This is a genomic window from Vulcaniibacterium tengchongense, from assembly GCF_003814555.1.
GTDB lineage: Bacteria > Pseudomonadota > Gammaproteobacteria > Xanthomonadales > Xanthomonadaceae > Vulcaniibacterium > Vulcaniibacterium tengchongense.
In genome coordinates this window covers 162,145-186,612 of record NZ_RKQN01000001.1, presented here as the reverse complement: position 1 = coordinate 186,612, position 24,468 = coordinate 162,145, and the positions used below count along the sequence as shown (strand labels likewise).

26 protein-coding genes are annotated in these 24,468 nt (G+C 74.2%); 14 read left to right on the top strand and 12 right to left on the bottom strand.

The annotated features are described in order from the left end of the window. Positions 1 to 9: 9 nt before the first annotated feature. From EDC50_RS00870 to EDC50_RS00860, 3 genes are read right to left on the bottom strand one after another with little or no spacing between them, the layout of a single operon-like run. On the bottom strand, positions 10 to 939 hold the full coding sequence (locus tag EDC50_RS00870) for an aspartate carbamoyltransferase catalytic subunit (RefSeq protein WP_123768595.1): 930 nt from the start codon (positions 937 to 939) through the stop codon (positions 10 to 12). Continuing rightward, on the bottom strand, positions 936 to 1,466 hold the full coding sequence (ruvX, locus tag EDC50_RS00865; protein ID WP_123768594.1) for a Holliday junction resolvase RuvX: 531 nt from the start codon (positions 1,464 to 1,466) through the stop codon (positions 936 to 938). The genes EDC50_RS00870 and ruvX overlap by 4 nt, the downstream gene beginning before the upstream one ends. Then, entirely contained in the window at positions 1,466 to 2,032 is a 567-nt protein-coding gene (locus EDC50_RS00860) for a YqgE/AlgH family protein (protein WP_123768593.1), read from the bottom strand. Before EDC50_RS00860 ends, ruvX begins: the two co-directional genes overlap by 1 nt. Positions 2,033 to 2,129: 97 nt before the next feature. On the opposite strand from EDC50_RS00860, the gene EDC50_RS00855 reads away from it, so the two are divergent. Both EDC50_RS00855 and EDC50_RS00850 read left to right on the top strand, forming a co-directional pair. Further along, entirely contained in the window at positions 2,130 to 3,836 is a 1,707-nt protein-coding gene (locus tag EDC50_RS00855; protein ID WP_123768592.1) for a dipeptidyl-peptidase 3 family protein, read from the top strand. Positions 3,837 to 4,073: 237 nt separating this feature from the next. Beyond that, on the top strand, positions 4,074 to 4,631 hold the full coding sequence (locus EDC50_RS00850) for a DNA-3-methyladenine glycosylase I (protein ID WP_123768591.1): 558 nt from the start codon (positions 4,074 to 4,076) through the stop codon (positions 4,629 to 4,631). Between the two features lie 36 nt (positions 4,632 to 4,667). On the opposite strand, the gene EDC50_RS00845 is transcribed toward EDC50_RS00850, so the two are convergent. Beyond that, positions 4,668 to 5,828, bottom strand: a complete 1,161-nt coding sequence (locus EDC50_RS00845; protein WP_123768590.1) for a PilT/PilU family type 4a pilus ATPase — start codon at positions 5,826 to 5,828, stop codon at positions 4,668 to 4,670. Between the two features lie 53 nt (positions 5,829 to 5,881). Further along, positions 5,882 to 6,919: a type IV pilus twitching motility protein PilT gene (locus EDC50_RS00840; protein ID WP_123768589.1), complete on the bottom strand. Its 1,038-nt coding sequence runs from the start codon at positions 6,917 to 6,919 to the stop codon at positions 5,882 to 5,884. Positions 6,920 to 7,065: 146 nt separating this feature from the next. Between EDC50_RS00840 and EDC50_RS00835 the strand changes: the two genes are divergently transcribed. The 3 genes from EDC50_RS00835 (at position 7,066) to EDC50_RS00825 (ending at position 9,130) form a co-directional block, all read left to right on the top strand. Beyond that, positions 7,066 to 7,731 carry a YggS family pyridoxal phosphate-dependent enzyme gene (locus tag EDC50_RS00835; protein ID WP_123769586.1) on the top strand — a complete coding sequence of 222 codons (666 nt, stop codon included), beginning with the start codon at positions 7,066 to 7,068 and terminating at the stop codon, positions 7,729 to 7,731. A 65-nt stretch (positions 7,732 to 7,796) separates the two neighbouring features. Then, positions 7,797 to 8,642, top strand: a complete 846-nt coding sequence (gene proC, locus EDC50_RS00830) for a pyrroline-5-carboxylate reductase (protein ID WP_123768588.1) — start codon at positions 7,797 to 7,799, stop codon at positions 8,640 to 8,642. A gap of 38 nt (positions 8,643 to 8,680) precedes the next feature. Beyond that, the gene (locus EDC50_RS00825; RefSeq protein WP_123768587.1) at positions 8,681 to 9,130 is read left to right on the top strand and encodes a DUF4426 domain-containing protein; all 450 of its coding nucleotides are present in this window, start codon (positions 8,681 to 8,683) and stop codon (positions 9,128 to 9,130) included. Between the two features lie 19 nt (positions 9,131 to 9,149). Here EDC50_RS00825 and EDC50_RS00820 read toward each other — a convergent pair whose 3' ends face one another. The 5 genes from EDC50_RS00820 to pdxH form a co-directional block, all read right to left on the bottom strand. Continuing rightward, a complete protein-coding gene (locus tag EDC50_RS00820) occupies positions 9,150 to 10,133 on the bottom strand; it encodes a PA2778 family cysteine peptidase (protein WP_123768586.1) in 984 nt (327 codons plus the stop codon). Beyond that, positions 10,130 to 10,501 carry a PA2779 family protein gene (locus tag EDC50_RS00815; RefSeq protein ID WP_123768585.1) on the bottom strand — a complete coding sequence of 124 codons (372 nt, stop codon included), beginning with the start codon at positions 10,499 to 10,501 and terminating at the stop codon, positions 10,130 to 10,132. The genes EDC50_RS00820 and EDC50_RS00815 overlap by 4 nt, the downstream gene beginning before the upstream one ends. A 67-nt stretch (positions 10,502 to 10,568) precedes the next feature. Next, positions 10,569 to 11,357 carry an ABC transporter substrate-binding protein gene (locus EDC50_RS00810; RefSeq protein WP_123768584.1) on the bottom strand — a complete coding sequence of 263 codons (789 nt, stop codon included), beginning with the start codon at positions 11,355 to 11,357 and terminating at the stop codon, positions 10,569 to 10,571. Positions 11,358 to 11,397: 40 nt separating this feature from the next. Then, positions 11,398 to 11,880: an aminoglycoside 6'-N-acetyltransferase gene (gene aac(6') / locus EDC50_RS00805; RefSeq protein ID WP_123768583.1), complete on the bottom strand. Its 483-nt coding sequence runs from the start codon at positions 11,878 to 11,880 to the stop codon at positions 11,398 to 11,400. Then, positions 11,853 to 12,455, bottom strand: a complete 603-nt coding sequence (gene pdxH / locus EDC50_RS00800; protein WP_123768582.1) for a pyridoxamine 5'-phosphate oxidase — start codon at positions 12,453 to 12,455, stop codon at positions 11,853 to 11,855. Before pdxH ends, aac(6') begins: the two co-directional genes overlap by 28 nt. Before the next feature lie 254 nt (positions 12,456 to 12,709). Here pdxH and EDC50_RS00795 point away from each other — a divergent pair, with 254 nt between their 5' ends. The 5 genes from EDC50_RS00795 to hemE all read left to right on the top strand — a co-directional run bounded on the left by EDC50_RS00795 (position 12,710) and on the right by hemE (position 16,690). Beyond that, a complete protein-coding gene (locus EDC50_RS00795; RefSeq protein ID WP_123768581.1) occupies positions 12,710 to 13,507 on the top strand; it encodes a kinase in 798 nt (265 codons plus the stop codon). Between the two features lie 50 nt (positions 13,508 to 13,557). Further along, entirely contained in the window at positions 13,558 to 14,139 is a 582-nt protein-coding gene (locus EDC50_RS00790) for a shikimate kinase (RefSeq protein ID WP_123768580.1), read from the top strand. Further along, positions 14,136 to 15,242, top strand: coding sequence for a 3-dehydroquinate synthase (gene aroB, locus EDC50_RS00785; RefSeq protein ID WP_123768579.1), 1,107 nt, complete (start codon positions 14,136 to 14,138; stop codon positions 15,240 to 15,242). The genes EDC50_RS00790 and aroB overlap by 4 nt, the downstream gene beginning before the upstream one ends. Positions 15,243 to 15,281: 39 nt before the next feature. Next, positions 15,282 to 15,536, top strand: coding sequence for a WGR domain-containing protein (locus tag EDC50_RS00780; RefSeq protein WP_123768578.1), 255 nt, complete (start codon positions 15,282 to 15,284; stop codon positions 15,534 to 15,536). Positions 15,537 to 15,616: 80 nt separating this feature from the next. After that, a complete protein-coding gene (gene hemE, locus EDC50_RS00775; protein ID WP_123768577.1) occupies positions 15,617 to 16,690 on the top strand; it encodes a uroporphyrinogen decarboxylase in 1,074 nt (357 codons plus the stop codon). A 68-nt stretch (positions 16,691 to 16,758) separates the two neighbouring features. Here hemE and EDC50_RS00770 read toward each other — a convergent pair whose 3' ends face one another. Further along, entirely contained in the window at positions 16,759 to 20,334 is a 3,576-nt protein-coding gene (locus EDC50_RS00770; RefSeq protein ID WP_123768576.1) for a ligand-binding sensor domain-containing protein, read from the bottom strand. Between the two features lie 300 nt (positions 20,335 to 20,634). Between EDC50_RS00770 and EDC50_RS00765 the strand changes: the two genes are divergently transcribed. Genes EDC50_RS00765 through EDC50_RS00755 form a run of 3 tightly spaced genes read left to right on the top strand, consistent with a single transcriptional unit; the run spans position 20,635 to position 22,459 of the window. Further along, positions 20,635 to 21,318 (top strand): YceI family protein, encoded by a 684-nt coding sequence (locus tag EDC50_RS00765; RefSeq protein ID WP_123768575.1) that lies wholly within the window; start codon positions 20,635 to 20,637, stop codon positions 21,316 to 21,318. Further along, positions 21,315 to 21,905 carry a cytochrome b gene (locus EDC50_RS00760; protein ID WP_123768574.1) on the top strand — a complete coding sequence of 197 codons (591 nt, stop codon included), beginning with the start codon at positions 21,315 to 21,317 and terminating at the stop codon, positions 21,903 to 21,905. Before EDC50_RS00765 ends, EDC50_RS00760 begins: the two co-directional genes overlap by 4 nt. Then, positions 21,905 to 22,459: a YceI family protein gene (locus tag EDC50_RS00755; protein WP_123768573.1), complete on the top strand. Its 555-nt coding sequence runs from the start codon at positions 21,905 to 21,907 to the stop codon at positions 22,457 to 22,459. Before EDC50_RS00760 ends, EDC50_RS00755 begins: the two co-directional genes overlap by 1 nt. Before the next feature lie 125 nt (positions 22,460 to 22,584). Here the strand turns inward: EDC50_RS00755 and EDC50_RS00750 are convergent, their stop codons facing one another. Then, entirely contained in the window at positions 22,585 to 22,851 is a 267-nt protein-coding gene (locus EDC50_RS00750; protein ID WP_123768572.1) for a glutaredoxin family protein, read from the bottom strand. A 96-nt stretch (positions 22,852 to 22,947) separates the two neighbouring features. On the opposite strand from EDC50_RS00750, the gene EDC50_RS00745 reads away from it, so the two are divergent. Beyond that, positions 22,948 to 24,330, top strand: coding sequence for an L-serine ammonia-lyase (locus EDC50_RS00745; protein ID WP_123768571.1), 1,383 nt, complete (start codon positions 22,948 to 22,950; stop codon positions 24,328 to 24,330). Positions 24,331 to 24,468: the final 138 nt, after the last annotated feature.

Genomic DNA, 24,468 nt, shown 5'->3' with positions numbered 1-24,468 from the left:
GAAGCAGCCTCAGCCCTTCAGCAGCGCCTCCAGCACCGCCATCCGCACCGCCACGCCGTTGGCGACCTGGCGCAGGATCAGCGACTGCGGGCCGTCGGCGACCTCGTCGGTGATCTCCACGCCGCGGTTGATCGGCCCGGGATGCATCACCACCGCGTCGGGCGCGGCGCGGCGCAGGCGCGCCGCGGTCAGGCCGTAGCCGCGATGGTAGTCCTCCAGCGAGCCGACCAGGCCTTCCTCCATGCGCTCGCGTTGCAGCCGCAGCATCATCACCGCATCCACGCCCTCGAGCGCGGCATCGAGGTCGTGGGACACCTCGCAACCGCGCAGCACGTCCTCGCCCGGCAGCAGCGCGGCCGGGCCGCAGACGCGGACCGTGCCCGCGCCGAGCGCGCGCAGCGCGTGCAGGTCCGAGCGCGCCACCCGCGAGTGCTTCACGTCGCCGACGATCAGCACGGTCAGCCTCGAGAAGTCCGCGCCCTTGGCCTGGCGCAGGGTGAGCATGTCGAGCAGGCCCTGGGTCGGGTGCGCGCTGCGGCCGTCGCCGGCGTTGACCAGCACCGTGCCCGGATTGGCGTGCCCGGCCAGCGCGGCGACCGCGCCGTCCTGCGAGTGGCGCACCACGAAGCCGCGCACGCCCATCGCCTCCAGGTTCTTGAACGTGTCCAGCGCGGTCTCGCCCTTGCGGGTGGACGAGGTCGAGGCGTCGAAGTTGAGCACGTCCGCGCCCAGCCGCTGCGCGGCGAGGGAGAAACTCATGCGGGTGCGGGTGGACGGCTCGAAGAACAGCGTGCACACCGCGACCGCGTCCAGCGCGCGGCGGTCGTAGTGGCCGTCGGCGAAGGACTGGGCGCGGATCAGCAGCGCGTCCAGGGTCGCGCGGGGCAGGCCTTCGAGGGTGAGCAGGTGCGGCAGGTCGTGCGGTTGCGGCGGATTCATGCGGTCGGGGGCGGCGCGGGCCGGGCGTCGAGTTGGGAGAGGTCGAGGGCGTCGTCCGGCGACTGCAGCCAGCGTTCGATGATCACCGCCGCGGCGACCGCGTCCAGCGCCTCGGCGTCGCGGCGCCGCTTGCGGCCTTGCGCGCGGTCGGCGGCGAAGCGGTGCGCGGCCTCGATCGAGCTGGCGCGCTCGTCCACCAGCGCCACCGGCAGGCCGTAGCGCGCGTGCAGCGCGCGGGCGAAGGCGTGCGCGCGGCGGCGCGCGGGCTGGTCGCCGCCCTCCAGGCTCATCGGGTCGCCGACGATCAGGCCGTCCGGGCGCCACTCCTTGCGCAGGCGGTCGAGCAACGCCCAGTCGGGGCCGTGCGCGTGCACGTCGATCACCGCCAGCGCGCGCGCGCCGTGGCCGAACGCGCTGCCGACCGCGACGCCGATGCGGCGCGCGCCGACGTCGAAGCCGAGCACGGTGCCGTCGCGCCGGATCCTGCCCGGTCCCTGCGCAGGCAAGGGCGGCTCGGACGGCGTCATCACGCGTGTCCGGCGTAGTCGGCCAGATGCGCGAAGTCGACGCCGATGCGCCCGGCGGCGGCGTGCCAGCGCGCTTCCAGCGGCAGGCGGAACAGCAGCTCGGCGTCGGCCGGCGCGGTCAGCCAGTCGTTCTCGGTCAGTTCCTGCTCGAGCTGGCCCGCGCCCCAGCCGGCGCAACCCAGCGCGACCAGCGCGTTGGCCGGGCCCTCGCCGCGCGCCATCGCCTCGAGGATGTCGCGCGAGGTGGTCAGGAACAGGTCGTCGGCGATCGCCAGGGTCGAATCCCAGCGCAGGCCGCCGTCGTGGATCACGAAGCCGCGCTCCGGATGCACCGGCCCGCCGGCCAGCACCACCTGCGCGCGCAGCGCGTCGTCGCCGCCCTCCACGCCCATCTGCCCGAGCACGTCGCCGAGCGTGTACTCGGACGGCCGGTTGACGACGATGCCCATCGCGCCGTCGGCGTCGTGCTGGCAGATCAGCGCGACGCTGCGGGCGAAGCTGGAGCCGGCCAGCGCGGGCAGCGCGATCAGCAACTGGTTGGCGAGGGGCGTGGGAGTCGCGGACATGGGCCGCATTCTAGCCCGTGCGCGCGCACGGCCGCCTCTGTCGCGCGACGCGCCCGCACGGGCGTACGATGGGGGGCCGCCGACCCGCGAGGCCGCCATGCCCACGCCGCGCTTTTCGCCGCTCCGCCTGCTGGGCGCCGCTTGCCTGCTCGCCGCGCTCGCGGCGTGCGCGCGGGAGCCGGGCCCCGCGGCGACCGCGACGGCCACCACCTCCGCGCCGCAGAGCCCGGCCGACTACGCCGCCGCGCACGCCCACGACTACGCCACCGTGCCGCTGCGCGCCGACCTGTCGCGCTTCGACGCGCGCGGCCGGCGCATGATCGCGCTACTGATCCAGGCCTGCGACGTGACCAACGAGATCTTCTGGCGGCAGTCCTGGAACGGCGATCGCGCCGAACTGCTGGCGCGCGCGCCGAACGCGGCGGCGCGCACGTTGATCGAGATCAACTACGGCCCCTGGGACCGGCTCAACGAGGACGCGCCGATGCTGCCCGACGTCGGCCCGCGTCCGCCGGGCGCGGCGTTCTACCCGGTCGACATGAGCAAGGAGGAGTTCGAGGCGTCGCCGCTGCCGGACAAGACCTCGCCCTACACCCTGCTGCGGCGCGAGGCCGGCCGCCTGGTGACGGTCCCCTACCGCGAGGCCTACCGGCCGCAGCTCGAACGCGCCGCCGCGCTGCTGCGCGAGGCCGCCGGCTTCAGCGACGACGCCGCGTTCGCCGCCTACCTGCGGATGCGCGCCGACGCCCTGCTCAGCGACGACTACCGCGCCAGCGACCTGGCCTGGATGGACATGAAGACCAACCCGGTCGACGTGGTGATCGGGCCGATCGAGGTCTACGACGACCGCCTGTACGGCTACAAGGCCGCGTACGAGGGGCTGGTGCTGATCAAGGACCAGGCATGGAGCGAGAAGCTGGCGCGCTTCGCCGAGTTCCTGCCGGCGCTGCAGCAGGGCCTGCCGGTGCCGGCCAAGTACAAGGCCGAGCGCCCGGGCGCGAACGCCGATCTGAACGCCTACCGCGCGGTGTTCTACGCCGGCGACGCCAACGCCGGCGCCAAGACCATCGCCATCAACCTGCCCAACGACGAGGACGTGCAGCTGCGCAAGGGCACCCGCCGCCTGCAGCTGGAGAACGTGATGCAGGCGAAGTTCGACGCGATCCTGATGCCGATCGCGCAGCGCCTGATCGCCCGCGACCAGCTGCGCCACGTCACCTTCGACGCGTTCTTCGCCAACACGATGTTCCACGAGGTCGCCCACGGCCTGGGCATCAAGAAGACCGTGGACGGGCGCGGCACCGTCGACGAAGCGCTGAAGGAGTACGCCTCCAGCCTCGAGGAAGGCAAGGCCGACGTGCTCGGCCTGTACATGATCGACGCGCTGAGCGCACAGGGCGAGCTGGACAAGGCCAAGCTGATGGACCACTACGTGACCTTCCTCGCCGGCATCCTGCGCTCGGTGCGTTTCGGCGCGTCCGACGCCCACGGCAAGGCCAACATGCTGCGCTTCAACTACTTCGCCCGGCGCGGCGCCTTCGTCCGCGACGCCGACGGCCGCTATCGCGTCGACCTGGGGAAGATGCGCAGCGCCGCCCGCGAGCTCGGCGCCAAGCTGCTGACCGTGCAGGGCGACGGCGACTACGAGGAGGCGCGGCGCATGAGCGAATCCCTCGGCGCGGTGCCGGCGTCGCTGGCCGCCGACCTGGCCACGCTGAAGGCGGCGAAGATCCCGATCGACCTCCGCTTCGAGCAGGGCCTCGCGACGCTGGGGCTGGGCGAGTACGCGGCGGAGCGGCGCTGACCGCTGCCCGCGCGGTCGCGCGGTGCGCCGGCCGGCGCGCATGCGCCACCGCGGCCGGCCTCCCCGTGCGTCGCCGGCCGAGCGGGACCGGGCCGGACCGTTTGTCGTCCCATCGCCCGGGCACGCCGGGCGCGGCGCCGGCTTCCGACGCGGGCGTCCGGCGCGAAGGGCCCTGCCCGACCGCCCCGCCCTCCCGTAGGCTGGAGGCGCCACGGTCCCTCCACGCGATCCGCCCCGATGCCCCGCTACTGCGACTACGCCCCCGGCCATCCCCTGCACGGCCCCTACCACGACCACGAGTACGGCTTCCCGGCGCGCGAGGAGCGCGCGCTGTTCGAGCGCCTGGTGCTGGAGATCAACCAGGCCGGGCTGAGCTGGGAGACGATGCTGCGCAAGCGCGAGGGCTTCCGCCGCGCCTACCACGGCTTCGACGTGGACGCGGTCGCGGGCTACGGCGAGGCCGACCGCGCGCGCCTGCTCGCCGACCCCGGCGTCGTCCGCAACCGGCTCAAGGTCGACGCCGCGATCCACAACGCCCAGGCGATCCGCGCCCTGCGCGACTCGCACGGCGGCTTCGCGCGATGGCTGGACGCGAACATGGCCGACGAGGCCGGCCGCCGCCGCGACAAGGCCTCGTGGGTGAAGCTGTTCAAGCGCACGTTCCGCTTCACCGGCGGCGAGATCGTCGGCGAGTTCCTGATGAGCCTGGGCTACCTGCCCGGCGCGCACCGCGAGACCTGCCCGGCGTACGCGCGGATCCTCGCGCTCGACCCGCCGTGGCGGCGGGGCGCCTGAGCGCGCCTCCCCGCGGGGCGGGACAGGCCGGCGCGGTCAGCGCAGCTCCGCGACCTCGACGCCGTCCAGGCCCGCCGCCAGGGTCTTGGCGTCGCCGCCCTGCGCCAGCTTGATGCGCAGGCGCACTTCGTTCTGCGAGTCGGCGTAGCGCAGCGCGTCCTCGTAGCTGATCTCGCCGGCCTGGTACAGCTCGAACAGCGACTGGTCGAAGGTCTTCATGCCCAGCTGCACGGATTCCTTCATCACTTCCTTGAGCTTGTGGATCTCGCCATCGCGGATGTAGTCCTGCACCAGCGGGGTGCCGAGCAGGATCTCCATCGCCACGCGCCGGGCCTTGCCGTCGGGCGTCGGGATCAGCTGCTGGGCCACGATCGCCTTCAGGTTCAGCGACAGGTCCATCAGCAGCTGCTGGCGGCGGTCTTCCGGGAAGAAGTTGATGATGCGGTCCAGCGCCTGGTTGGCGTTGTTCGCGTGCAGGGTGCACAGTACCAGGTGGCCCGTCTCGGCGAAGGCGATGGCGTGGTCCATGCCCTCGCGGGTGCGCACCTCGCCGATCATGATCACGTCCGGCGCCTGGCGCAGGGTGTTCTTCAGCGCCGCCTCCCAGCTCTCGGTGTCGATGCCGACCTCGCGCTGGGTGATGATGCAGCCCTCGTGCTTGTGCACGAACTCGATCGGGTCCTCGATGGTGATGATGTGGCCGGTCGAGTTCTGGTTGCGGTAGCCGATCATCGCCGCCAGCGAGGTCGACTTGCCGGTGCCGGTGGCGCCGACGAAGATGATGATGCCGCGCTTGGTCATCGCCAGCGTCTTGATGATCGGCGGCAGGTTCAGTTCCTCGACCGTCGGGATGCGCGTCTCGATGCGGCGCAGCACCATGCCGACCTGGTTGCGCTGGTAGAAGCACGACACGCGGAAGCGGCCCACCCCGGCCACGCCGATGGCGAAGTTGCACTCGTGGGTCTTCTCGAACTCCTCGCGCTGGCTCGGCGTCATCACGTTGAGCACCAGGTCGCGGCTCTGCTGCGGCGTCAGCGGCGCCTGCGTGATCGGCGCGATCTTGCCGTTGACCTTCATCGACGGCGGCATGCCGGCGGTGATGAACAGGTCCGACGCCTTCTGGTGCGCCATCAGCTTGAGGAACGAGGTGAAGTCGAGGCCACCGCTGACGCCGGTGCCGTTGCTGGGGGTGTTCATGAGCTACTCCTCGGCCGTCGGCTGCACGGCCCTGAACGGTAGGTCGAAGCCGGTCACTCGAACAGGCGCTTGTCCTTGGCGTATTCCTTCGCCTGCGGGCGCAGGATCAGGCCGCGCTTGACCAGGTCCTGCAGGTGCTGGTCCAGGGTCATCATTCCGTACTGCTGGCCGGTCTGGATCGCCGAGTACATCTGCGCGACCTTGTCCTCGCGGATCAGGTTGCGGATCGCCGGGATGCCGACCATGATCTCCCACGCCGCGGTGCGGCCGCCGCCCACCTTCTTCAGCAGCGCCTGCGAGATCACCGCGCGCAGCGATTCGGACAGCATCGAGCGCACCATCGGCTTCTCGCCGGCCGGGAACACGTCGATGATGCGGTCCACCGTCTTCGCCGCCGAGCTGGTGTGCAGGGTGCCGAACACCAGGTGGCCGGTTTCCGCGGCGGTCAGCGCCAGGCGGATGGTCTCCAGGTCGCGCAGCTCGCCGACCAGGATGTAGTCCGGGTCCTCGCGCAGCGCCGAGCGCAGCGCCTCGTTGAAGCCGTGCGTGTCGCGGTGCACCTCGCGCTGGTTGATCAGGCACTTCTGCGAGGTGTGGACGAACTCGATCGGGTCCTCGATGGTGAGGATGTGCCCGTACTCGTTCTTGTTGATGTGGTCGATCATCGCCGCCAGCGTGGTCGACTTGCCCGAGCCGGTCGGCCCGGTCACCAGGATCAGGCCCTGCGGCTGCTGGATCAGCTCGCGGAAGATCGGCGGGCAGCCCAGGTCGTCCAGGCTGAGCACTTCCGACGGAATGGTGCGGAACACCGCGCCGGCGCCGCGGTTCTGGTTGAACGCGTTGACGCGGAAGCGCGCCAGCCCCGGGATCTCGAACGAGAAGTCGACCTCGAGGAACTCTTCGTAGTCGCGGCGCTGCTTGTCCGACATGATGTCGTACACCAGCGCGTGCACCTGCTTGTGGTCCAGCGCCGGGATGTTGATCCGGCGCACGTCGCCGTCCACGCGGATCATCGGCGGCAGGCCGGCCGACAGGTGCAGGTCGGATGCTTTGTTCTTGACCGAGAACGCCAGAAGTTCGGCGATATCCATGCGTGCTCCCCCGCACTGCTGGAACGGAAAACTGGATGGAATGGCCCCTGCGCGGCAGTATAGCCCCCTCCCCTTGCCCCCTTTCCAGCTTTTTCGACGGGAATTGAGACGTGCGCGCAGACGTGCTGCGGGAGACCCTGCACCGGATCGGGAACGCGGCCGCCGCGGCGGGGCGGCCGGCGCCGCGCCTGCTGGCCGTGGCCAAGACCCAGCCTGCGACGGCCGTCGCGGAACTGGCCGCCGCCGGGCAGCGCGCGTTCGGCGAGAACTACGTCCAGGAGGCGGCGGCCAAGCGCGCCGCGCTGGCCGGGCTGGACCTGGAGTGGCACCTGATCGGCCACCTGCAGTCGAACAAGGCCCGGGACGCGGCGGCGCTGTTCGACTGGGTGCAGACCGTGGACCGGCCCAAGCTGGTGCCGGCGCTCGCGCGCCATCGCGACCCGGCGCGGCCGCTGAACGTGCTGATCCAGGTCAACATCGACGACGAGGCCAGCAAGCACGGCTGCCGCCCGGAGGAGGTGCCGGCGCTGGCCGCGGCGGTCGCCGCCGCGCCGTCGCTGCGCCTGCGCGGGCTGATGGCGATCCCGGCGCCGCACCCGCAGCCGGAGCGCCGCCGCGACGCGTTCCGCCGCATGCGCGCGTTGTTCGACGCGCTGCGCGAGGCGCATCCGCGGGCCGACACGCTGTCGATGGGCATGAGCGACGACTACGCGCTGGCGATCGCCGAGGGCGCGACGATGGTGCGGATCGGCACCGCGCTGTTCGGGCCGCGCCGGCGGCGCGAGCCGGGCGCGGGCGATCCGGCGCCGTAGCCCGGCGGGCGCGGGCGGCGCGATTGCTATCCTGTCCTGGCGAAAAACCCGAGCCGCAGGCGCCCATGTCGAACTCCCCGTCCTCCGTCGCTCCCCCCGGCCGCATCGCCTTCGTCGGCGGCGGCAACATGGCGCGCAGCCTGGTCGGCGGGCTGGTCGCGCGCGGCCTCGACGGCGCGCGGATCAACGTGGCCGAACCGGTGGCCGCGTTGCGCGAGGCGCTGGCGCGCGATTTCGGCGTGCGCGGCTTCGCCACCGCCACCGAGGCCGCGCAGGACGCATCGCTGTGGGTGCTCGCGGTCAAGCCGCAGGTGATGCGCGCGGTCTGCGCCGAGCTGGCGCCGCTGGCGCAGGCACGGCAGCCGCTGGCGATCTCGATCGCCGCCGGCATCACCGCGGCGCAGCTGGAACGCTGGCTCGGCGCCGCGCTGCCGCTGGTGCGGGCGATGCCGAACACGCCGGCGCTGCTCGGCGCCGGCGTCACCGGCGTGTACGCGAACGCGCGCGTCTCCGCCGAGCAGCGCGCGCAGGCGGAGGCGCTGCTGCAGGCGGCGGGGCCGACCGTGGCGATCGCCGACGAGGGGCTGATGGATGCGGTGACCGCGGTGTCCGGCAGCGGCCCCGCCTACGTGTTCCTGCTCGCCGAGGCGATGCAGGCCGCGGGCGTCGCCCAGGGCCTGCCGGCGGACGCCGCGCGCGCGCTGGTGACCCAGACCCTGCTCGGCGCGGCGACCATGTTGGCGCGCCAGGAGGAACCGGCCGACGCCCTGCGCGCGCGGGTCACGTCCCCGGGCGGCACCACCCAGGCCGCGATCGAAACCTTCGAGGCCGGCGGGTTCCGCGAGCTGGTCGCGCAGGCGATCGCCGCCGCCGCCGCGCGCGGCCGGGAACTGTCCGCCGCGAACGACTGATCCGCCCTTCGCCGATCCCGAACCGACCGCTACCGCCGATGAAGCTCCACGCCTTGCCGCTCGCGCTCCTGCTCGCCGCCTGCACCGCCGCGGAGGCGCCGCGGCCGGCGCAGTTCGTGCCGCCGGCCCCGGCGCAGGCCGACTTCGGCGACCTGCGCGTGCACTACAACGCACTGCCGACGCTGGCGCTGGGCGAGGCGGTCGCGCGCGACTACGCGGTACGGCGCCGCGACGACCGCGCGCTGCTGATGGTCGCGCTGCGCCGGGTCGCCGGACACGAGGAAACCACCGCCGCCGGCGAGGTCTCGGCGGTCGCGGTGGACCTGCAGGGGCGGCGGCAGGCGATCGCGATGCGCCCGGTGCGCTCGGGCGCGTACGTCGACCACATCGGCACCTTCGAGGTCGCGCCGCGCGACAGCTATCGCCTCGAGGTCACCGTGGCCACGCCGCAGCGCCGCGAGCGCTTCGGGTTCCAGCGCAATTTCTGAGCCGCCCGGCGGGGCGCCGCTAGCGCGCGGCGGGCGCCAACCCCGCGCACGGGGCGCCGCGCGCGGCGCGGGCGGCGTCGATCTCGCGCCGGGTCCGCCGCAGCGCGTCGCGCCAGCGGCCGTCCGGGTCGCGCACCGCCTGCAGCGCGGCGGCGGCCTCGCGCTTGCAGCCGAGCTCGCCCAGCACCGAGGCGTAGTTGTTGCCGAGCACCGGGTCGCCCGGCGCATGCGCGAGGCCGTCGCGGTAATGGCGCGCGGCGGCGACGCGGTCGCCCGCGGCGTAGGCCTGGTTGCCGAGCGCGAGGTGGACGCGCGGCTCCTCGGGCCAGCGCTGCAGCGCGGCGCGATAGGCCGGCAACGCCGCCGGCGCGCCCGCCACCGCCTCGAAATCGGCCACCGCGGCCAGGTACGTGCGCGGCTCGGCGTGCGCCGGCAACTCGCCGGGGCGCAACGCCACCAGGCCCCAGCGCCCGGCCCAGTCCCAAGTGCGCAGGAAGGTCGGCGCGCGCATGCGCAGGCCGCGGCGCTCGCCGCTGTTGAGCACCACGCGGTTGCGCGCCGGATCGGCGCCGACGACCACCGCGTAGTGCCAGCGCGGCACGGTGCGCACCAGCAGGTTCTGCAGCACCAGCACCGGCCGGCCCGCCTGCAGTTCCGCGAACAGCGCCTGCGGCTCGGGCGCGATCGGGTACGGGATGCGCCCGGCGCGGCGCGTGGCGCCGACCAATTCCAGCTGCAGGCTGCCCTCGCGTCCGGGCAGGTAGACCTGCGGCGCCAGCTGCGCCGGCGAAACCGCCACGCCGCTGGCGCCGAGCACGGTGGCCAGGGCCGCCGGCCCGCACTGGTATTCGGTCTGCGGATGGAACGGCACCCGCCCGGTCAGGTCGACGCCGGCGGCGGGCACCGCCTCGGCCACGCGCAACGCCGGGTTGATCGCGCAGCCCGCCAGCAGCGCGGCGGCGAGGATCGCCCCCGCCGCGCGCAGCCCCCTGCGCGTTCTCACACCTTGTTGAAGATGTTGGTGACGCCCACCAGCTCCAGGATCAGCAGCACCACGAACACCACGCCGATCACCGCGAGCACGCCGCCGCCGGCGGGCAGGCGGTCGACCTGGCCTTCCAGCTGCAGCAGTTCGGCGTCGCTGAGCGAGGCGATGCGGGCGTCGGCATCGGCCGGGTTCACGCCCAGCTGCAGCATCGCCTGGCGCACGTCCTCGCGCGCGAGCGCGGCGCGGACCTGGGTCTCCTTGGCCTGGCGCATCTCGGCGGACAGCGCCTGCTGGGTGCTGATCACGCCCGCCCGCGCGCTCGCGGCGGGCACCGCGACCAGGGCCGGAACCAGGGCAAGGGCGATCATCGACTCGCGCAACATACGGGCATCCTCTGGCGGAAAGGCGGTCAAGATAGGGTATCCGCCGGCCAACCGAACGTGAACGGCCTCACCGTCCGGCCCAGGCGCGCACGATCCTCGCGATCTCGGCCACGCCCTCGGTCAGCGCCGCCGGCCCGGGCTGCAGGATGATCGGCGACTTGATCTCGTGCAGCTGGCCGTCGCGCACCGCGGGGATCGCGTCCCAGCCGGGACGCGCGGCGACCCTCTCCGGCCGGAACTTCTTGCCGCACCAGGAACCGAGGATGATGTCCGGCGCGCGGCGGACCACTTCGTCGGGGTCCTCGAGGATGCGGCGCTTCGCCAAGGGTTCGGCCGCGCGCTCGGGGAACACGTCGTCGCCGCCGGCGATGCGGACCAGCTCGGCGACCCAGCGGATGCCGGTGATCGGCGGCTCGTCCCACTCCTCGAAGTAGACCCGGGGCCGGCGCGGCAACGCCGCGGCCTCGCGCGCGATCGCGTCGAGGCCGCGCTGCAGGGTATCGGCGTAGGCGTCGGCCGCCGCCGCCGCGCCGACCAGCGCGCCGAGCCGGCGCACGTAGTCGAGGATCCCGGCCACGCTGCGGTGGTTGCTGATCCACACCTCGACGCCGCGGCGGACCAGCTCGGACGCGATCCCGGCCTGGATGTCGGAGAAGCCGACCACGAAGTCCGGCTGCAGCCGCAGGATCTCGTCGATCTTCGCGCTGGTGAAGGCGCTGACCTTGGGCTTCTCCTTGCGCGCGCGCGGCGGGCGCACGGTGAAGCCGCTGATGCCGACGATGCGGTCCTGCGCGCCGAGCGCGTACAGCACCTCGGTCGGCTCCTCGGTCAGGCAGACGATGCGTTGCGGTCCCATCCGCCGATTGTGTCATGCGCGCCGCGGCGGGCGCCGCGGCTCAGTCCAGGCGCCGGCGGAAATACACCACGCGCTCGGTCTCCTCGAAGCCGCAACCGCGGTGCGCGCGATGGGCGGCGCCGTCGTCGAGCGCGCTGTCGGAGGCCAGCTCGGTGCAGCCCCGGGCGCGGGTCCACTCGGCCACCGCCTCGACCAGCGCACGGCCGATGCCGCGGCCGCGCGCATCGCCGGCCACGTACCAGGCCTCGAGGAAGCCGACCGGCGAGGATTCGGTGCCGTTGACGTAGTCGGCGCGCAGCGTCGCCTCGGCGAAGCCCAGCAGGCGCCCGCCGTCCGCATCCACGGCGACGAACGCGGCCGCACGCGGGTCCTGCAGCAGCGCAGGCAATTCCTCGCGCAATTCGCCCGGGTCCGCATCGGGCCACAGCGCGTGGCGCAGCGCCGCCCAGGGTTCGGCGTCGCCGGGGCCGGCGCGGCGGATGCGCCAGCCCGCGCTCACGGATACAGCATCCGCTTCGACCATTCGCCGGCGGCATCCGCCTCGTACAGCCAGCGCTCGTGCAGGCGGAACTGCGCGCCGTACCAGAACTCGATCCGTTCCGGGCGCACGCGGAACCCGGTCCAGCGCGGCGGGCGCGGCACCTCGCGGCCGTCGAACTCGCGTTCGGCCTGGGCGTAGCGCCGTTCGAACGCCTCGCGCGACTCCAGCGTCTCGGACTGCCGCGACGCCCAGGCGCCGAGTTGGCTGCCGCGCGGCCGACTGGCGAAGTAGGCGTCGGCCTCGGCGTCGGACACCGTGCCCACGCCGCCCTCGATCCGCACCTGCACGCCCGCGCGCACCCGCGGCCAGTGGAACAGCAGCGCGGCCTGCGGGTTGGCCTGCAACTCGCGCCCCTTGCGCCCGTCGAGATGAGTGTAGAACACGAAGCCGCGCGCGTCGTGCGCCTTGAGCAGCACGGTGCGCGCCGACGGCCGCGCGTCCAGCCCGGCGGTGGCCACGGTCATCGCGGTCGGATCGGGCTCGCCGGCCCGCACCGCCTCGCGGAACAGGCGGTCGAAGGTGGCGAGGGCTTCGTCGAGCAGGGCGGGCGTGTCCATCGCGCCATTGTCGCCCGCTGCCGCGGCCGCCGCATCCCCCGACCCGGCGCTTTCGGCCGCGGCAGCCCCGTCCGGGCGCGCGTCGGAGGGCGCGCGAACAACGCCCATGACGGAGCGCGGCTTCGCGGGCCTTCCGACGCACGCCTCGCGCACCGGCCCGGCCGCAGCGCCTGCGACATGCGCCTTCCGGCGGCCTGCCGCTTCGCACCCGGCTCGCTTTCGCCGCGACGGCGATGGTGCGAGCATCGCCGCTCGTGGACGCCGCCCCGACCCGCTTCGACGACGCCTTCGTCGCCCGCGTGCTCGAAGACGCCCTGGCGCACGGCGCGCGCGTGTACGCGATCGCCGGGTTGCAGGGCTCGGGCAAGTCCACGCTCGCGGCCCAGGTCGCGGCCCTGGCCCGCGCGCGCGGGCTGCGCGCGGCGGCACTGTCGGTGGACGACTTCTACCTCGGCCGGCGCGAGCGCCGGCGCCTGGCGCGCTCGGTACATCCGCTGCTGGCCACGCGCGGGCCGCCGGGCACGCACGAGGTCGCGCTGGCCTGCGAAACGCTCGACGCGCTGCGCGCCGGCCGGCCGGCGCGCGTGCCGCGCTTCGACAAGCTCGCCGACACGCGCCTGCCGCCTTCGCGCTGGCCGCGGGTCGGCGCGGCGGATCTGCTGCTGTTCGAGGGCTGGTTCCTGAAGACGCCGCCGCAGGCGCCGGCGGACCTGTGCGAGCCGCTCAATCCGCTCGAGCGCGACGAGGACCCGGACGGCGCCTGGCGCCGCCATTGCAACCAGGCCCTGGGCCGCGACTACCCGCCGCTGTGGGCGCGCCTGGACCGGCTGCTGTTCCTGCGCCCGCCCGGCTTCGCGTGCGTGCCGGAATGGCGCTGGCAGCAGGAGCGCGCGCTGCAGGCGGCCCGGCCGCGGCGCACGGCGATGACGCGCGCGCAGGTCGGGCGCTTCGTCCAGCTGTTCGAGCGGGTCAGCCGCCAGGCGCTGCACGCGCTGCCGGGGATCGCCGACTGGACCGTGGCGCTCGACGCCCGGCGGCGGCCGCTGCGGTAAGGCCCACCGCGCGCAGCGCCGGCCGCGGCGGCAGCGCCTACAATCGGCGCATGAACCCCGCCGCCAACCTGATCCTGGTGGGCCCGATGGGCGCCGGCAAATCCTGCATCGGGCGCCGGCTGGCCGAGCGCTACGGACTGCGCGCGCTCGATCTGGACCGCGAGATCGAACGCCGCGCCGGCGCCGACATCCCGACCATCTTCGCCCACGAGGGCGAGGCCGGCTTCCGCGCGCGCGAACGGGCCGCGCTGGCCGAGGCGCTGGCGCAGGACGGCCTGGTGCTGGCCACCGGCGGCGGCGTGGTGCTGGACGCGGGCAACCGCGCGCGGTTGCGCGCGGGGGGCTTCGTCGTGCACCTGCAGGTCGACGTCGAACGCCAGCTGCGCCGGCTGGCGCACGACCGCAGCCGCCCGCTGCTGGCGCGCGGCGACCGCGAGCAGGTGCTGCGCGAACTGGCGGCGACGCGCGCGCCGCTGTACGCCGAGGTCGCCGACCTCGGCTTCGATACCGGCGACGGCAGCGCCGCCGAGGCCGCGGCGCGGCTGGCGCGCCTGCTCGAGCTTCACTGGCGGCGCCCCACACTGGCGCGCACGCGCGAGCGCGCAGCGCACGAGGACGGACAATCGGCATGAGCACACTGCACACGGTCAGGGTCGGCGGCGAGGCCGGCCACTACGACATCGCGATCGGCCCCGGCCTGCTCGACGACGCCCCGCGCTTCGCCCGCGAACTGCGCGGCCGCCACGCGCTGATCGTCAGCGACGCCCACGTCGCGCCGCTCTACGCCGACCGGGTGGAGGCGACCCTGCGCACCGCGCGGCCCGGCGTGCAGGTCGCCCGCTTCGTGATTCCGGCCGGTGAGCGCGAGAAGACCCTCGCCCGCTTCCTCGAATGCCTCGATGCGCTGGCCGCGCTCGGCGCGACCCGCGACGCCGCCGTGGTCGCGCTCGGCGGCGGCGTGGTCGGCGACCTCGCCGGCTTCGCCGCGGCCTGCTGGATGCGCGGCATCGACGTGCTGCAGCTGCCGACCACGCTGCTGGCGATGGTCGACTCCTCGGTCGGCGGCAAGACCGGCGTCGACCTGCCGCAGGGCAAGAACCTGGTCGGCGCGTTCCACCCGCCGCGCGCGGTGATCGCCGACACCGCGACCCTGCGCACCCTGCCCGAGCGCGAGCGCCGCGCCGGCCTGGCCGAGGTGGTGAAGTACGGCGCGATCTTCGAGGCCTCGTTCCTCGACTGGCTCGAGCATCACGCGCAGGCGCTGCTGCGCGGCGACGACGCCGCGCTGAGCGAGGCGATCGCGCGCTCGTGCCGCTACAAGGCCGAGGTGGTCGCGCGCGACCCCTACGAGCACGGCGACCGCGCGCTGCTCAACTTCGGCCACACCTTCGGCCATGCGATCGAAGCCGAGCAGGGCTACGCCGGCGCCGGCAGCCGGGCGCTCAACCACGGCGAAGCGGTGGCGGTGGGCATGGTCCTGGCGGCGCGCCTGTCGGCGGCGCTGGGCCGCGGCAGCGAGGCGGACGCGCAGCGGCTGCGGGCGCTGCTGGCGCGTCTCGGCCTGCCGACCGACCTGCCCGCGGGCCTGGACCCGCAGGCGCTGCTGGCGCGCATGCGCCTGGACAAGAAGGCCGAAGCCGCCGGGCTGCGCTTCATCCTGTGGGACGGGGTCGGCGAGGCGCGGATCGTGTCCGGCGTGCCCGAAGACGCGGTGCTGGCGGTGCTGCAGGGCTGACCGCGGCGCGGCGGCGGCAACGGCTACAATGGCCGCCTCATGCGACTGCTCCTGCAACAACGGCCGCAAGGCCACGAAGCCCCGCGCTTCGTGCAACTGATGCTGCAGCCCGACCTGCTCGGCGGCTGGACGCTGGTGCGCGAGAGCGGCCAGATCGGCGGCCGCACGACGTTGCGGCGCGAGCAGTTCCTCGACCAGGCCAGCGCCCTGGCCGCACTCGAACAGGCCCGCGACCAGCAGCTCAAGCGCGGGTTCCAGCTGGTGTTCGCGCAGGGTACCGACCTGCCGAAATGAGCCTCCGTCGTCCCACGCGCCGCGAGGGACCGCTTCCGCCCGTGCGCGGCCGCGCCCGCACGCGATCTCCTGGTGACCGAATGACGCCTGCTCCGCTCAAGAACGACCGCTTCCTCCGTGCCCTGCGCCGCGAACCGGTGGACCGCACCCCGATCTGGCTGATGCGCCAGGCCGGCCGCTACCTGCCCGAGTACCGCGCCACCCGCGCCAAGGCCGGCAGCTTCCTGGCGATGGCCAAGAACCCGGAACTGGCCTGCGAGGTGACCCTGCAGCCGCTGCGCCGCTTCCCGCTCGACGCGGCGATCCTGTTCTCCGACATCCTCACCGTGCCGGACGCGATGGGCCTGGGGCTGTACTTCGTCGAAGGCGAAGGGCCCAAGTTCGAGCGCCCGGTGCGCAGCCGCGCCGACATCGGGCGGCTGGCGGTGCCCGACGTGGAGCGCCAGCTGCGCTACGTCACCGACGCGGTGCGCACGATCCGCCGCGAGCTGGACGGCGCGGTGCCGCTGATCGGCTTCGCCGGCAGCCCGTGGACCGTCGCCTGCTACATGGTGGAGGGCGGCGCCAGCGAAAACTACGCGCGGATCAAGTCGCTAGCGCTGGACGACCCGCAGGCGCTGCACCGGCTGCTCGGCGTGGTCACCGACGCGACGATCGCCTACCTCGACGCGCAGCGCCGCGCCGGCGCGCAGGCGCTGCAGGTGTTCGACACCTGGGGCGGCGTGCTCGGCCCGGCGATGTACCGCGAGTTCTCCCTGCGCTACCTGGCGCGCATCGCCGCCGAACTGCCGCGCGGCGAGGAACGCGTGCCGCTGATCCTGTTCGGCAAGGGCAACGGCCCCTACCTGGAGGAACTGGCGGCGAGCGGCGCCGAGGCGGTCGGCGTGGACTGGACCGTGGACCTGGGCGAGGCCGCGCGCCGCACCGGCGGCCGGGTCGCGCTGCAGGGCAACCTCGACCCGGCGGTGCTGTACGCGCAGCCGGAGGCGATCCGGCGCGAGGCCGGGCGCGTGCTCGACGCCTACGCCGCCGGCAACGGCGGCTCGCGCGAAGGCCACGTGTTCAACCTCGGCCACGGCCTGTCGCCGGACATGGCGCCCGAGCACGTCGCCGCGCTGGTCGCGGCGGTGCACGAGTCGAGCGCGAGGAACTAGCAACGCGGCGCCGGGAGCGAGGAACCGGCGGGCCCGCCCGTTCTTCGTTCCCCAACCACGCGTTCCCCTCACTCGGCGTCCGCCTCGACGCCGACCGTCGCCTCGAGGAACCCCGCCAGCATCGCGCTGGTCACCGGCTTGCGCACGAAGCCGCGGAAACCGGCGGCCATCGCCTGCGGTTCGGCCTCGGCGTCGGCGCGCGCGGTGATCGCCAGCAGCGGCGCGGCGAAACCCTGCGCCTGCAGTTGCCGCGCCAGTTCCAGGCCGTCGAAGCCCGGCAGGTCCAGGTCGAGCAGGGCGGCGTCGAAGCGCGCGTTCGCCGCCTCGGCCAGCGCCGCCAGGCCGTGCGGCGCGTGGGTGACGCGATGGCCCTGCGCGCGCAGCAGGCCGGCCACCACCTCGGCGACGGTCGGGTCGTCCTCGACCAGCAGCAGCGACAGCGCGCGCCGCCGCGCCGGCCAGCGCGTCTCCGCCGGCGCCTGCGGCACCGGCGCCGCGGCCAGCGGCAGCTCGACGATGAAGCGCGCGCCCTCGCCCGGCGCGCTCTCCACGCGGATGCGGCCGCCCATCGCCGCGGCCAGTTCCTGGCAGATCGCCAGCCCCAGGCCGCTGCCGCCGTAGCGCGCCGCGGTGCGCGCGCCTTCGGCCTGCTCGAAGCGGCGGAACAGCCGCGCCTTCTGCTCCTCGTTGAGCCCGGGGCCGGTGTCGGCGATCTCCAGCCGCACACCCTCCGGCGCCAGCGCGGACACCCGCAGCGACACCGAACCGGCCTCGGTGAACTTGATCGCATTGCCGAGCAGGTTGAGCAGGATCTGGCACACCCGGCTGCCGTCGCCGAGCAGCCCGCGCGGCGCGTCCGGCGCGATCTCGATAACGAAATCCAGCCCGCGCCGCCGCGCCAGCGGCGCCATCAGCCCCGCGGCTTCGTCCACCAGCGCGCGCAGGTCGAACGGCTGCTCGGCCAGGTCGAGCTTGCCGGACTCGATCCGCGCCAGGTCGAGCGCGTCGTTGACCAGCCGCAGCAGGTGCTGGCCGGCGCGCCGGATCGATTCGACGTAGCTGCGCTGCTGCGGCTGCAGCGGCGTGTCCAGCAGCAGCTCGCTCATGCCGAGCACGCCGGTCATCGGCGTGCGCACCTCGTGGCCGAGCGTGGCCAGGAACCGGGTCTTGGCCAGCGAGGCCTGCTTGGCCAGCTCGCGCTCGTGCTGCGCCATCTGCCAGGCGTGGCGGCGCTTCAGCCGCCGCCGGTAGGCGTCGGCCAGCCACCACAGCGCGAGCGCGACCAGACCGGCGAGGCCGACGATCGCCGGCCAGGTGCGCCACCACGGCGGCGCCACCACGAAGCGCACGCTGCGCTCGGCCGACCAGACGTTGTCGGCGGTGCGCGCGGCGATGCGCAGCAGGTACTCGCCGGGCTCCAGGCGCGAGAACACGCGCTCGCCGCTGGCGCCGGTCTCGACCCAGCCGGTGTCGTAGCCGCTCAGGCGGAAACGGTAGACGTGGTTGCGCGCGTCGTTGAACGAGAGCAGGCGGGCCACGATGCGCAGGTCGCGGTCGCCCGGGCCGACCCGGAACGGCCGCTCGGCCGGGAACGCGGCCCGGCGTTCGCCGCGGCGCACGTCGATGCTCTCGACGATCAGCGGCGGCGCCTGCGTGGTCGGGCGCACCAGCGACGGGTCGAACATCACCAGGCCCTCCGGGCTGCCGACCAGGATGCGGCCGTCGCCGGGGCGCGCCACCGGCGGGGTCTCGAATTCCTGGCTCGGCAGGCCGTCGTGCACGCCGTACACGCGCACCGTGCCGGCGGCAGGATCGGCGCGGATCAGGCCGCGCACGCTGCTCATCCACACGGTGCCCGCCGCATCGACCGTCAGCCCGTTGGGCGCGATCAGCGGCATGCCGTGGCGGGTGTCCAGGCCGAGGCCTTCCGGCTGCAGCGCGGCGCCGTCCCAGCGGTAGGCCTCGAGCGCGCCGAACCGCGCCAGCCAGACGCGCTCGCCGGCGATCGCGAAGCCGTACACGTCGCGCGCGTCGGCGCCGGGCACCGGCTCGAACCGGCGCGCGCCGGCGTTCCACATCGACAGGCCGCGCGAAGTGGCGACCCACAGCGCGCCGTCCGGGCCGCGGCCGATTTCGCGCACCACCGCATCCCTCGCCAGGCCGCCGTCCTCGCCGGGGCGCAGGGTCGCGCGCACGCGGCCGTCGGGCTCGCGCGCCTGCACGATCGACTGGTCGTCGACCAGCCAGACCGTGCCGTCGCCGCTCTGCGCCAGCCAGGTCTCGGTACCGGCGAGCGCGGGATCGTCCGGGTCGTCGTGCAGCCAGCGGCGGAACCGGCCGCTGTGCGGCTCGACCCGGGCCAGCCCGCCCGGGAAGCTGACCCAGACCGCGCCGGCCGCGTCCTCCATCACCGACTTCAGCACCAGGCCGTCGCCGAGATCGCGCGCGACGTGGCGCACCGCGCCGGTTTCGGGATCGAGCCGGTCGAGCACGCCGCCGCTGCCCACCAGCCACATGCCGCCGTCCGCGGCCGGCGCGATGCCGCTGAGCTTGGCGTTGCCGAGCGAGGCCGGGTCGCCGATGCGCCGCGACAGCACCGCGAACTGGCGCCAGTTCGCCGGCAGGTACCACAACCCGTTGGTGTAGCTGGCGAACCACAGGCCGCCCTCGTGGTCCTGGTAGGCGCCGACCCAGGACGGCCGCACCAGGCCCTGCGCGCTCTCGCTGTACAGCGGCACCACGCCGAGCGCGCCGCCGTTGTCGTAGCCCAGCCCCTGCGGCACGTCGAACCAGTACAGGCCGCTGCGGTCGCGCAGCAGCACGTGCAGGATCGGATCGGCGATGCCGAGTTCCGCCCACGGCGCGGCCGAGACGCTGCCGTTGGGGCGGCGCACGCCGACGCCGCGCGGCGTGCCGAACCAGAGCGTGCCGTCGTCCTCGGCGGTGATGCCGTTGATGATCGGCGAGGGCAGCGCCGCATCGGGCAGGCGCTCGAAATCGCGCCCCGTCCAGCGCGCGACGCCGTTCTTGGTGCCGACCCACAGGCTGCCGTCGGCCGCGGTCTCGAGCTGGACCACGCCGCCGCCGGGGAGGCTGCGCGGATCGCCCTGCCGGGGCGCGAAGCGCGCGACCCGGCCGTCCGGATCGAGCCGGTACAGCCCGCCGGCGTCGGTGCCGTACCAGAGCGCGCCGTCGGACGTCGAGGCGATCGTCCACACCGTGTCGCTGTCCATCGCCGGCGTGTTGCGGCGGTCGTAGAAGCGGAACCGCTTGCGCTCCGGGTCGAGCACGGCCAGGCCGGCGTCGTTGGTGCCGACCCATACGCGGTTGCGGGCATCGACGTGCACGTACCAGACGAAACTGTCGCGCAGGCCGTTCTCGGCGCGCCAGACGCGGAAGCCGAGGCCGTCGTAGCGCGCCAGGCCGTCGCTGGTGGCGATCCACAGGTAGCCGCTGCGGTCCTCGGCGATGCCGTTGATGCGGTTCGACGGCAGGCCGTCGGCCACGGTCAGCTGGCGCGGGCGCGGCGTCTCCGGCAGCCCGGCCACGGCCGGCGCCACCGACGCCGCCAGCAGCGCCAGTCCCGCGCCGATTCGACGCGCCCACGCGCGCGCCGCACCGCGCTTCCTTCCGCTCGCCCGCATCGCCCTCTCCCTCGCTTCGCTTTGCTTCCGGCCTGCGCGCCCGCGGCTCGTACCCGGATCCACGACGCGCCTTCCGCCGTCCCTCGCGGGGCCGGCGGCTCCCCTCGGCCGTGGCCGCTAGACTCGGCCAAGCGCGCCGGCGCATCAAGCCCGGGACCCACGACCGCAACGATCCGTCGCGGCCGGGCGCGCCCGCCGTCCGCGGGCCTGGGCCTAGAATCCCCCGAAGATCCGAACGCGCCGCGCGCGGCCGTTCGGCACGGCGGGCCCGGCCGGGTTCGCCCGCACCGGAGCCGTTGCATGCCCTTGCGTTTCGCCGCCGCCCTGCTCGCCGCCGCGCTGCCGTGGCCCGCGTTCGCCGCCGGGCCGCAACCCTACGCGCTCGACCCGGTGCACACGCGGGTGCTGTTCGCGGTCGACCACGCCGGTTTCTCGCGCGCGCTCGGCACCGTCAGCGGCAGCGCCGGCACGCTCTGGTTCGATCCACAGGACTGGCGCAGCGCGCGGCTGGAGGTGAGCGTGCCGCTGCAGCGCCTCGACCTGGGCGACGAGCATTGGAACCGCGCGGCGCTCGCGCCCGCGCTGCTGGACGCGAAGCGCCATCCACAGGCGCGCTTCGTGTCCAGGCAAGTCGAACCGGTCGACGCCGGACGGGCGCGCGTTTGCGGCGAGCTCACCCTGCGCGGCGCCACCGGACCGCTGTGCCTGGACGTGACCCTCAATGCGCTCAAGCGCCACCCGCTGCCGCCGTTCCGCCGCACCGCCGGCTTCTCCGCCACCGCCACCCTGAGCCGCGCGGCGTTCGGCATCGACGCCTGGAAGAACGTGATCGGCGACCGCGTCGAGCTGCGCATCGAGGCCGAGGCGGTGCGCATGCGCGCGGACGACGCCGCCGCCGGCGCGGCGGCGCCCACGCCCGAGCCGCGGCCGGCGGCGCCGGCCGCCGAGCCCCCCGCAGAACCCGAACCGGAGCCGACCCGATGATGCTGAAGAACACGCCCGAACGCTGGGGCGCGGTGAGCCAGCTGCTGCACTGGCTGAGCGTGGTGCTGATCCTGGGGCTGGGCGTGCTCGGCCTGGTGATGGTCGAGCTGCCCAGGTCGCCGCGCTGGTTCTGGGTCTACGACCTGCACAAGTCGCTCGGCCTGAGCGTGCTCGCGCTGGCGGCGCTGCGCCTGGCCTGGCGCGCGTACGCGGGCGCGCCGCGGCCGGTCCCCGGCACGCCGCGCTGGCAGGCGCGGGCCGCCTCTGCGACCCATGCGCTGCTGTACCTGCTGGTGTTCGCGGTGCCGCTGTCGGGCTGGGCCTACGACTCGGTCAGCGGCCTGCGCCCGCTGCGCTGGTTCGGCCTGTTCAAGGTGCCCAAGCTCGCCGCGCCGAGCCAGGAACTGCAGCCGCTGGTGCGCGACGCGCACGAATGGCTGTTCTGGATCCTGATCGCGCTGGTCGCGGTGCACGCCGCGGCCGCGTTCTACCACCACCTGTTCCAGCGCGACGCCACCCTGGCGCGCATGCTGCCGGGGCGCGGCGCCGCGTCCCCGTCCTCCACCCCCGCCGCGGAGATCCGCTGATGCCGTTCCGAACCGTTCCGCTCGCCGCCCTGCTCGCGTTCGCCGCCGCGCCCGCGCTCGCCGCCGACTACGTGCAGGCGCCGGGCTCCACCCTGACCTTCGCCAGCAAGTACGAGGGCGAGGCGTTCACCGGCCGCTTCGCGGGCTTCACCACCCGCTTCAGCTTCGACCCGAAGCAGTTGGCCGGCGCCAGGCTCGACGTGACCATTCCCCTGGCCGGCGTCACCACGAACAACGGCGACCGCGACGGCGAGCTCAAGGGAGCCTCGTTCTTCGACGTGGCCAAGTTCCCGCAGGCGCGCTACAGCGCCCGCAGGTTCCGCAGCCTGGGCGGCAACCGCTACGCCGCCGACGGCACCCTGACCCTGCGCGGGGTGAGCAAGCCGGTCACCCTGACCTTCGCCTGGACGCCCGGCGCGCAGCCGGTGCTGACCGGCCAGGCGACGGTGAAACGCCTGGAATTCGGCGTCGGCGGCGGCGACTGGGCCGATACCGGCCTGATCCCGAACGAAGTGGCGGTCAGCACCAAGGTGGTGTTCGCGCCGGCCAAGTAGCCGGGCGGGGCCTCGCCCCTGCAAGCGGGGAGAGCGGCGAAGGCCAGGAAGGCAGACACGTCACGGCGCGCCGCCGAAGCCCCTCTCCCGCTCGCGCGAGAAGGGTGGGGGGCAGCCCCCGCGCCTCACTCGGCCAGGAACCGCCGCACCGCGCCCGCGTCGAACGGCCAGTCCAGCTCGGCGCCGCGGCGCGCGTCGCGCAGCACCGGCACGCGGGCGCCGTAGCGCGCCTCCAGCGCGTCGTCGCCGTCGACGAACACGCTTTCGAACGCCGGCGCGCGCGCGGCCGCCAGCACGTCCAGCGCCAGGTCGCACAGGTGGCAGTCGTCGCGCTGGAACAGGACCAGCGCCGGCGCGGAAACGGGCGTCGATGCGGAGGCGGATTCGGGCATGGCGATGCGGCCTGGTACGGACGGGCGGCGGCGAGGGGCGGCGTAGAATAGCCGGATCGCCCGCCGCAGGCGGGCCCCAGCTCCGTGGAGTGGCCAGTGGCCGTCAGCAGTTTCGACCTGTTCAAGATCGGCATCGGGCCGAGCTCCTCGCATACCGTCGGGCCGATGCGCGCGGCCGCGCGCTTCGTCCAGCGCTGGCTGCTGGAGAACGGCGACCTGGAGCGCACCGCGCGCGTGCGCGCCGAGGTGTTCGGCTCGCTGGCGCTCACCGGGCGCGGCCACGGCACCGACAAGGCGGTGCTGATGGGCCTGGAGGGGCACCTGCCGAACCAGATCGACCCGGACATCATCCCGGCCGCGCTGGAGCGCATCCGCGGCAGCAAGCGCATCCGCCTGCTCGGCCGCCACGAGGTTGGCTTCGACGAGAAGCACGACCTGATCATGAACAAGCGCCAGAAGCTGCCGTTCCACACCAACGGCATGCGCTTCACCGCGTTCGACGCCGCCGGCGAGGCGATCGCCACGCGCGACTACTACTCGGTCGGCGGCGGCTTCGTGGTCAACCAGGACGAGGCCGCGGAAGACCGCATCGTCGCCGACACCACCGAGCTGCCCTACCCGTTCCACAGCGGCGACGAGCTGCTGGCGCAGTGCGCGCGCACCGGCCTGAGCATCGCCGCGCTGATGTACGCCAACGAGCAGGTCTGGCGCTCGCGCGAGCAGATCGACGCCGGGCTGGACGAGATCTGGGAGGCGATGCAGGCCTGCGTCGCGCGCGGCATCCGCGAGAAGGGCACCCTGCCCGGCGGCCTGCACGTGGCGCGGCGCGCGCCGGCGCTGTACGCGGAACTGGCGGCGCGCCCGGAAGCGGCGATGCGCGACCCGCTGACCACGCTCGACTGGGTCAACCTGTACGCGCTGGCGGTGAACGAGGAGAACGCCGCCGGCGGCCGCGTGGTCACCGCGCCGACCAACGGCGCCGCGGGCATCATCCCCGCGGTACTCCACTATTACGACCGCTTCATCGCCGGCGCCAACCGCCAGGGCGTGCGCGACTTCCTGCTCACCGCCGCGGCGGTGGGCATCCTCTACAAGGAAAACGCCAGCATCTCCGGCGCCGAGGTCGGCTGCCAGGGCGAGGTCGGGGTGGCCTGTTCGATGGCCGCGGCCGGCCTCACCGCCGCGCTCGGCGGCAGCCCCAGCCAGGTCGAGAACGCCGCCGAGATCGGCATGGAGCACAACCTGGGGCTGACCTGCGACCCGATCGGCGGCCTGGTGCAGATCCCCTGCATCGAGCGCAACGCGATGGGCGCGGTCAAGGCGATCAACGCCAGCCGCATGGCGATGCGCGGCGACGGCAAGCACAAGGTCTCGCTCGACAAGGTCATCAAGACCATGCGCGACACCGGCCGCGACATGCAGGACAAGTACAAGGAAACCTCGCGCGGCGGCCTGGCGGTCAACGTCATCGAGTGCTGAACGCGGCGGCCCTTGCGCCCGCCTGGACGCGCCCCGCCACGCGCGGAGCCGCACCGCCGCCGCGCACGGCCTGCGCTTGCGCGATCTGGCGGCAAGCGGGAGGGCCGCGCGCGCGCCGCCGCGCCGTCACGGTCGCGC

Bases quoted from the DNA above. Each gene is read 5' to 3' on its own strand.
- proC (WP_123768588.1), top strand. From the start codon at position 7,797: ATGTCGAACTCCCCGTCCTCCGTCGCTCCCCCCGGCCGCATCGCCTTC.
- EDC50_RS00850 (WP_123768591.1), top strand. From the start codon at position 4,074: ATGCCCCGCTACTGCGACTACGCCCCCGGCCATCCCCTGCACGGCCCC.
- aroB (WP_123768579.1), top strand. From the start codon at position 14,136: ATGAGCACACTGCACACGGTCAGGGTCGGCGGCGAGGCCGGCCACTAC.
- EDC50_RS00780 (WP_123768578.1), top strand. From the start codon at position 15,282: ATGCGACTGCTCCTGCAACAACGGCCGCAAGGCCACGAAGCCCCGCGC.
- EDC50_RS00755 (WP_123768573.1), top strand. From the start codon at position 21,905: ATGCCGTTCCGAACCGTTCCGCTCGCCGCCCTGCTCGCGTTCGCCGCC.
- EDC50_RS00870 (WP_123768595.1), bottom strand. From the start codon at position 939: ATGAATCCGCCGCAACCGCACGACCTGCCGCACCTGCTCACCCTCGAA.
- EDC50_RS00790 (WP_123768580.1), top strand. From the start codon at position 13,558: ATGAACCCCGCCGCCAACCTGATCCTGGTGGGCCCGATGGGCGCCGGC.
- ruvX (WP_123768594.1), bottom strand. From the start codon at position 1,466: ATGACGCCGTCCGAGCCGCCCTTGCCTGCGCAGGGACCGGGCAGGATC.
- EDC50_RS00815 (WP_123768585.1), bottom strand. From the start codon at position 10,501: ATGTTGCGCGAGTCGATGATCGCCCTTGCCCTGGTTCCGGCCCTGGTC.
- EDC50_RS00845 (WP_123768590.1), bottom strand. From the start codon at position 5,828: ATGAACACCCCCAGCAACGGCACCGGCGTCAGCGGTGGCCTCGACTTC.
- EDC50_RS00840 (WP_123768589.1), bottom strand. From the start codon at position 6,919: ATGGATATCGCCGAACTTCTGGCGTTCTCGGTCAAGAACAAAGCATCC.
- EDC50_RS00760 (WP_123768574.1), top strand. From the start codon at position 21,315: ATGATGCTGAAGAACACGCCCGAACGCTGGGGCGCGGTGAGCCAGCTG.
- EDC50_RS00855 (WP_123768592.1), top strand. From the start codon at position 2,130: ATGCCCACGCCGCGCTTTTCGCCGCTCCGCCTGCTGGGCGCCGCTTGC.
- EDC50_RS00810 (WP_123768584.1), bottom strand. From the start codon at position 11,357: ATGGGACCGCAACGCATCGTCTGCCTGACCGAGGAGCCGACCGAGGTG.
- hemE (WP_123768577.1), top strand. From the start codon at position 15,617: ATGACGCCTGCTCCGCTCAAGAACGACCGCTTCCTCCGTGCCCTGCGC.
- EDC50_RS00765 (WP_123768575.1), top strand. From the start codon at position 20,635: ATGCCCTTGCGTTTCGCCGCCGCCCTGCTCGCCGCCGCGCTGCCGTGG.
- pdxH (WP_123768582.1), bottom strand. From the start codon at position 12,455: ATGGACACGCCCGCCCTGCTCGACGAAGCCCTCGCCACCTTCGACCGC.
- EDC50_RS00860 (WP_123768593.1), bottom strand. From the start codon at position 2,032: ATGTCCGCGACTCCCACGCCCCTCGCCAACCAGTTGCTGATCGCGCTG.
- EDC50_RS00825 (WP_123768587.1), top strand. From the start codon at position 8,681: ATGAAGCTCCACGCCTTGCCGCTCGCGCTCCTGCTCGCCGCCTGCACC.
- EDC50_RS00750 (WP_123768572.1), bottom strand. From the start codon at position 22,851: ATGCCCGAATCCGCCTCCGCATCGACGCCCGTTTCCGCGCCGGCGCTG.
- EDC50_RS00770 (WP_123768576.1), bottom strand. From the start codon at position 20,334: ATGCGGGCGAGCGGAAGGAAGCGCGGTGCGGCGCGCGCGTGGGCGCGT.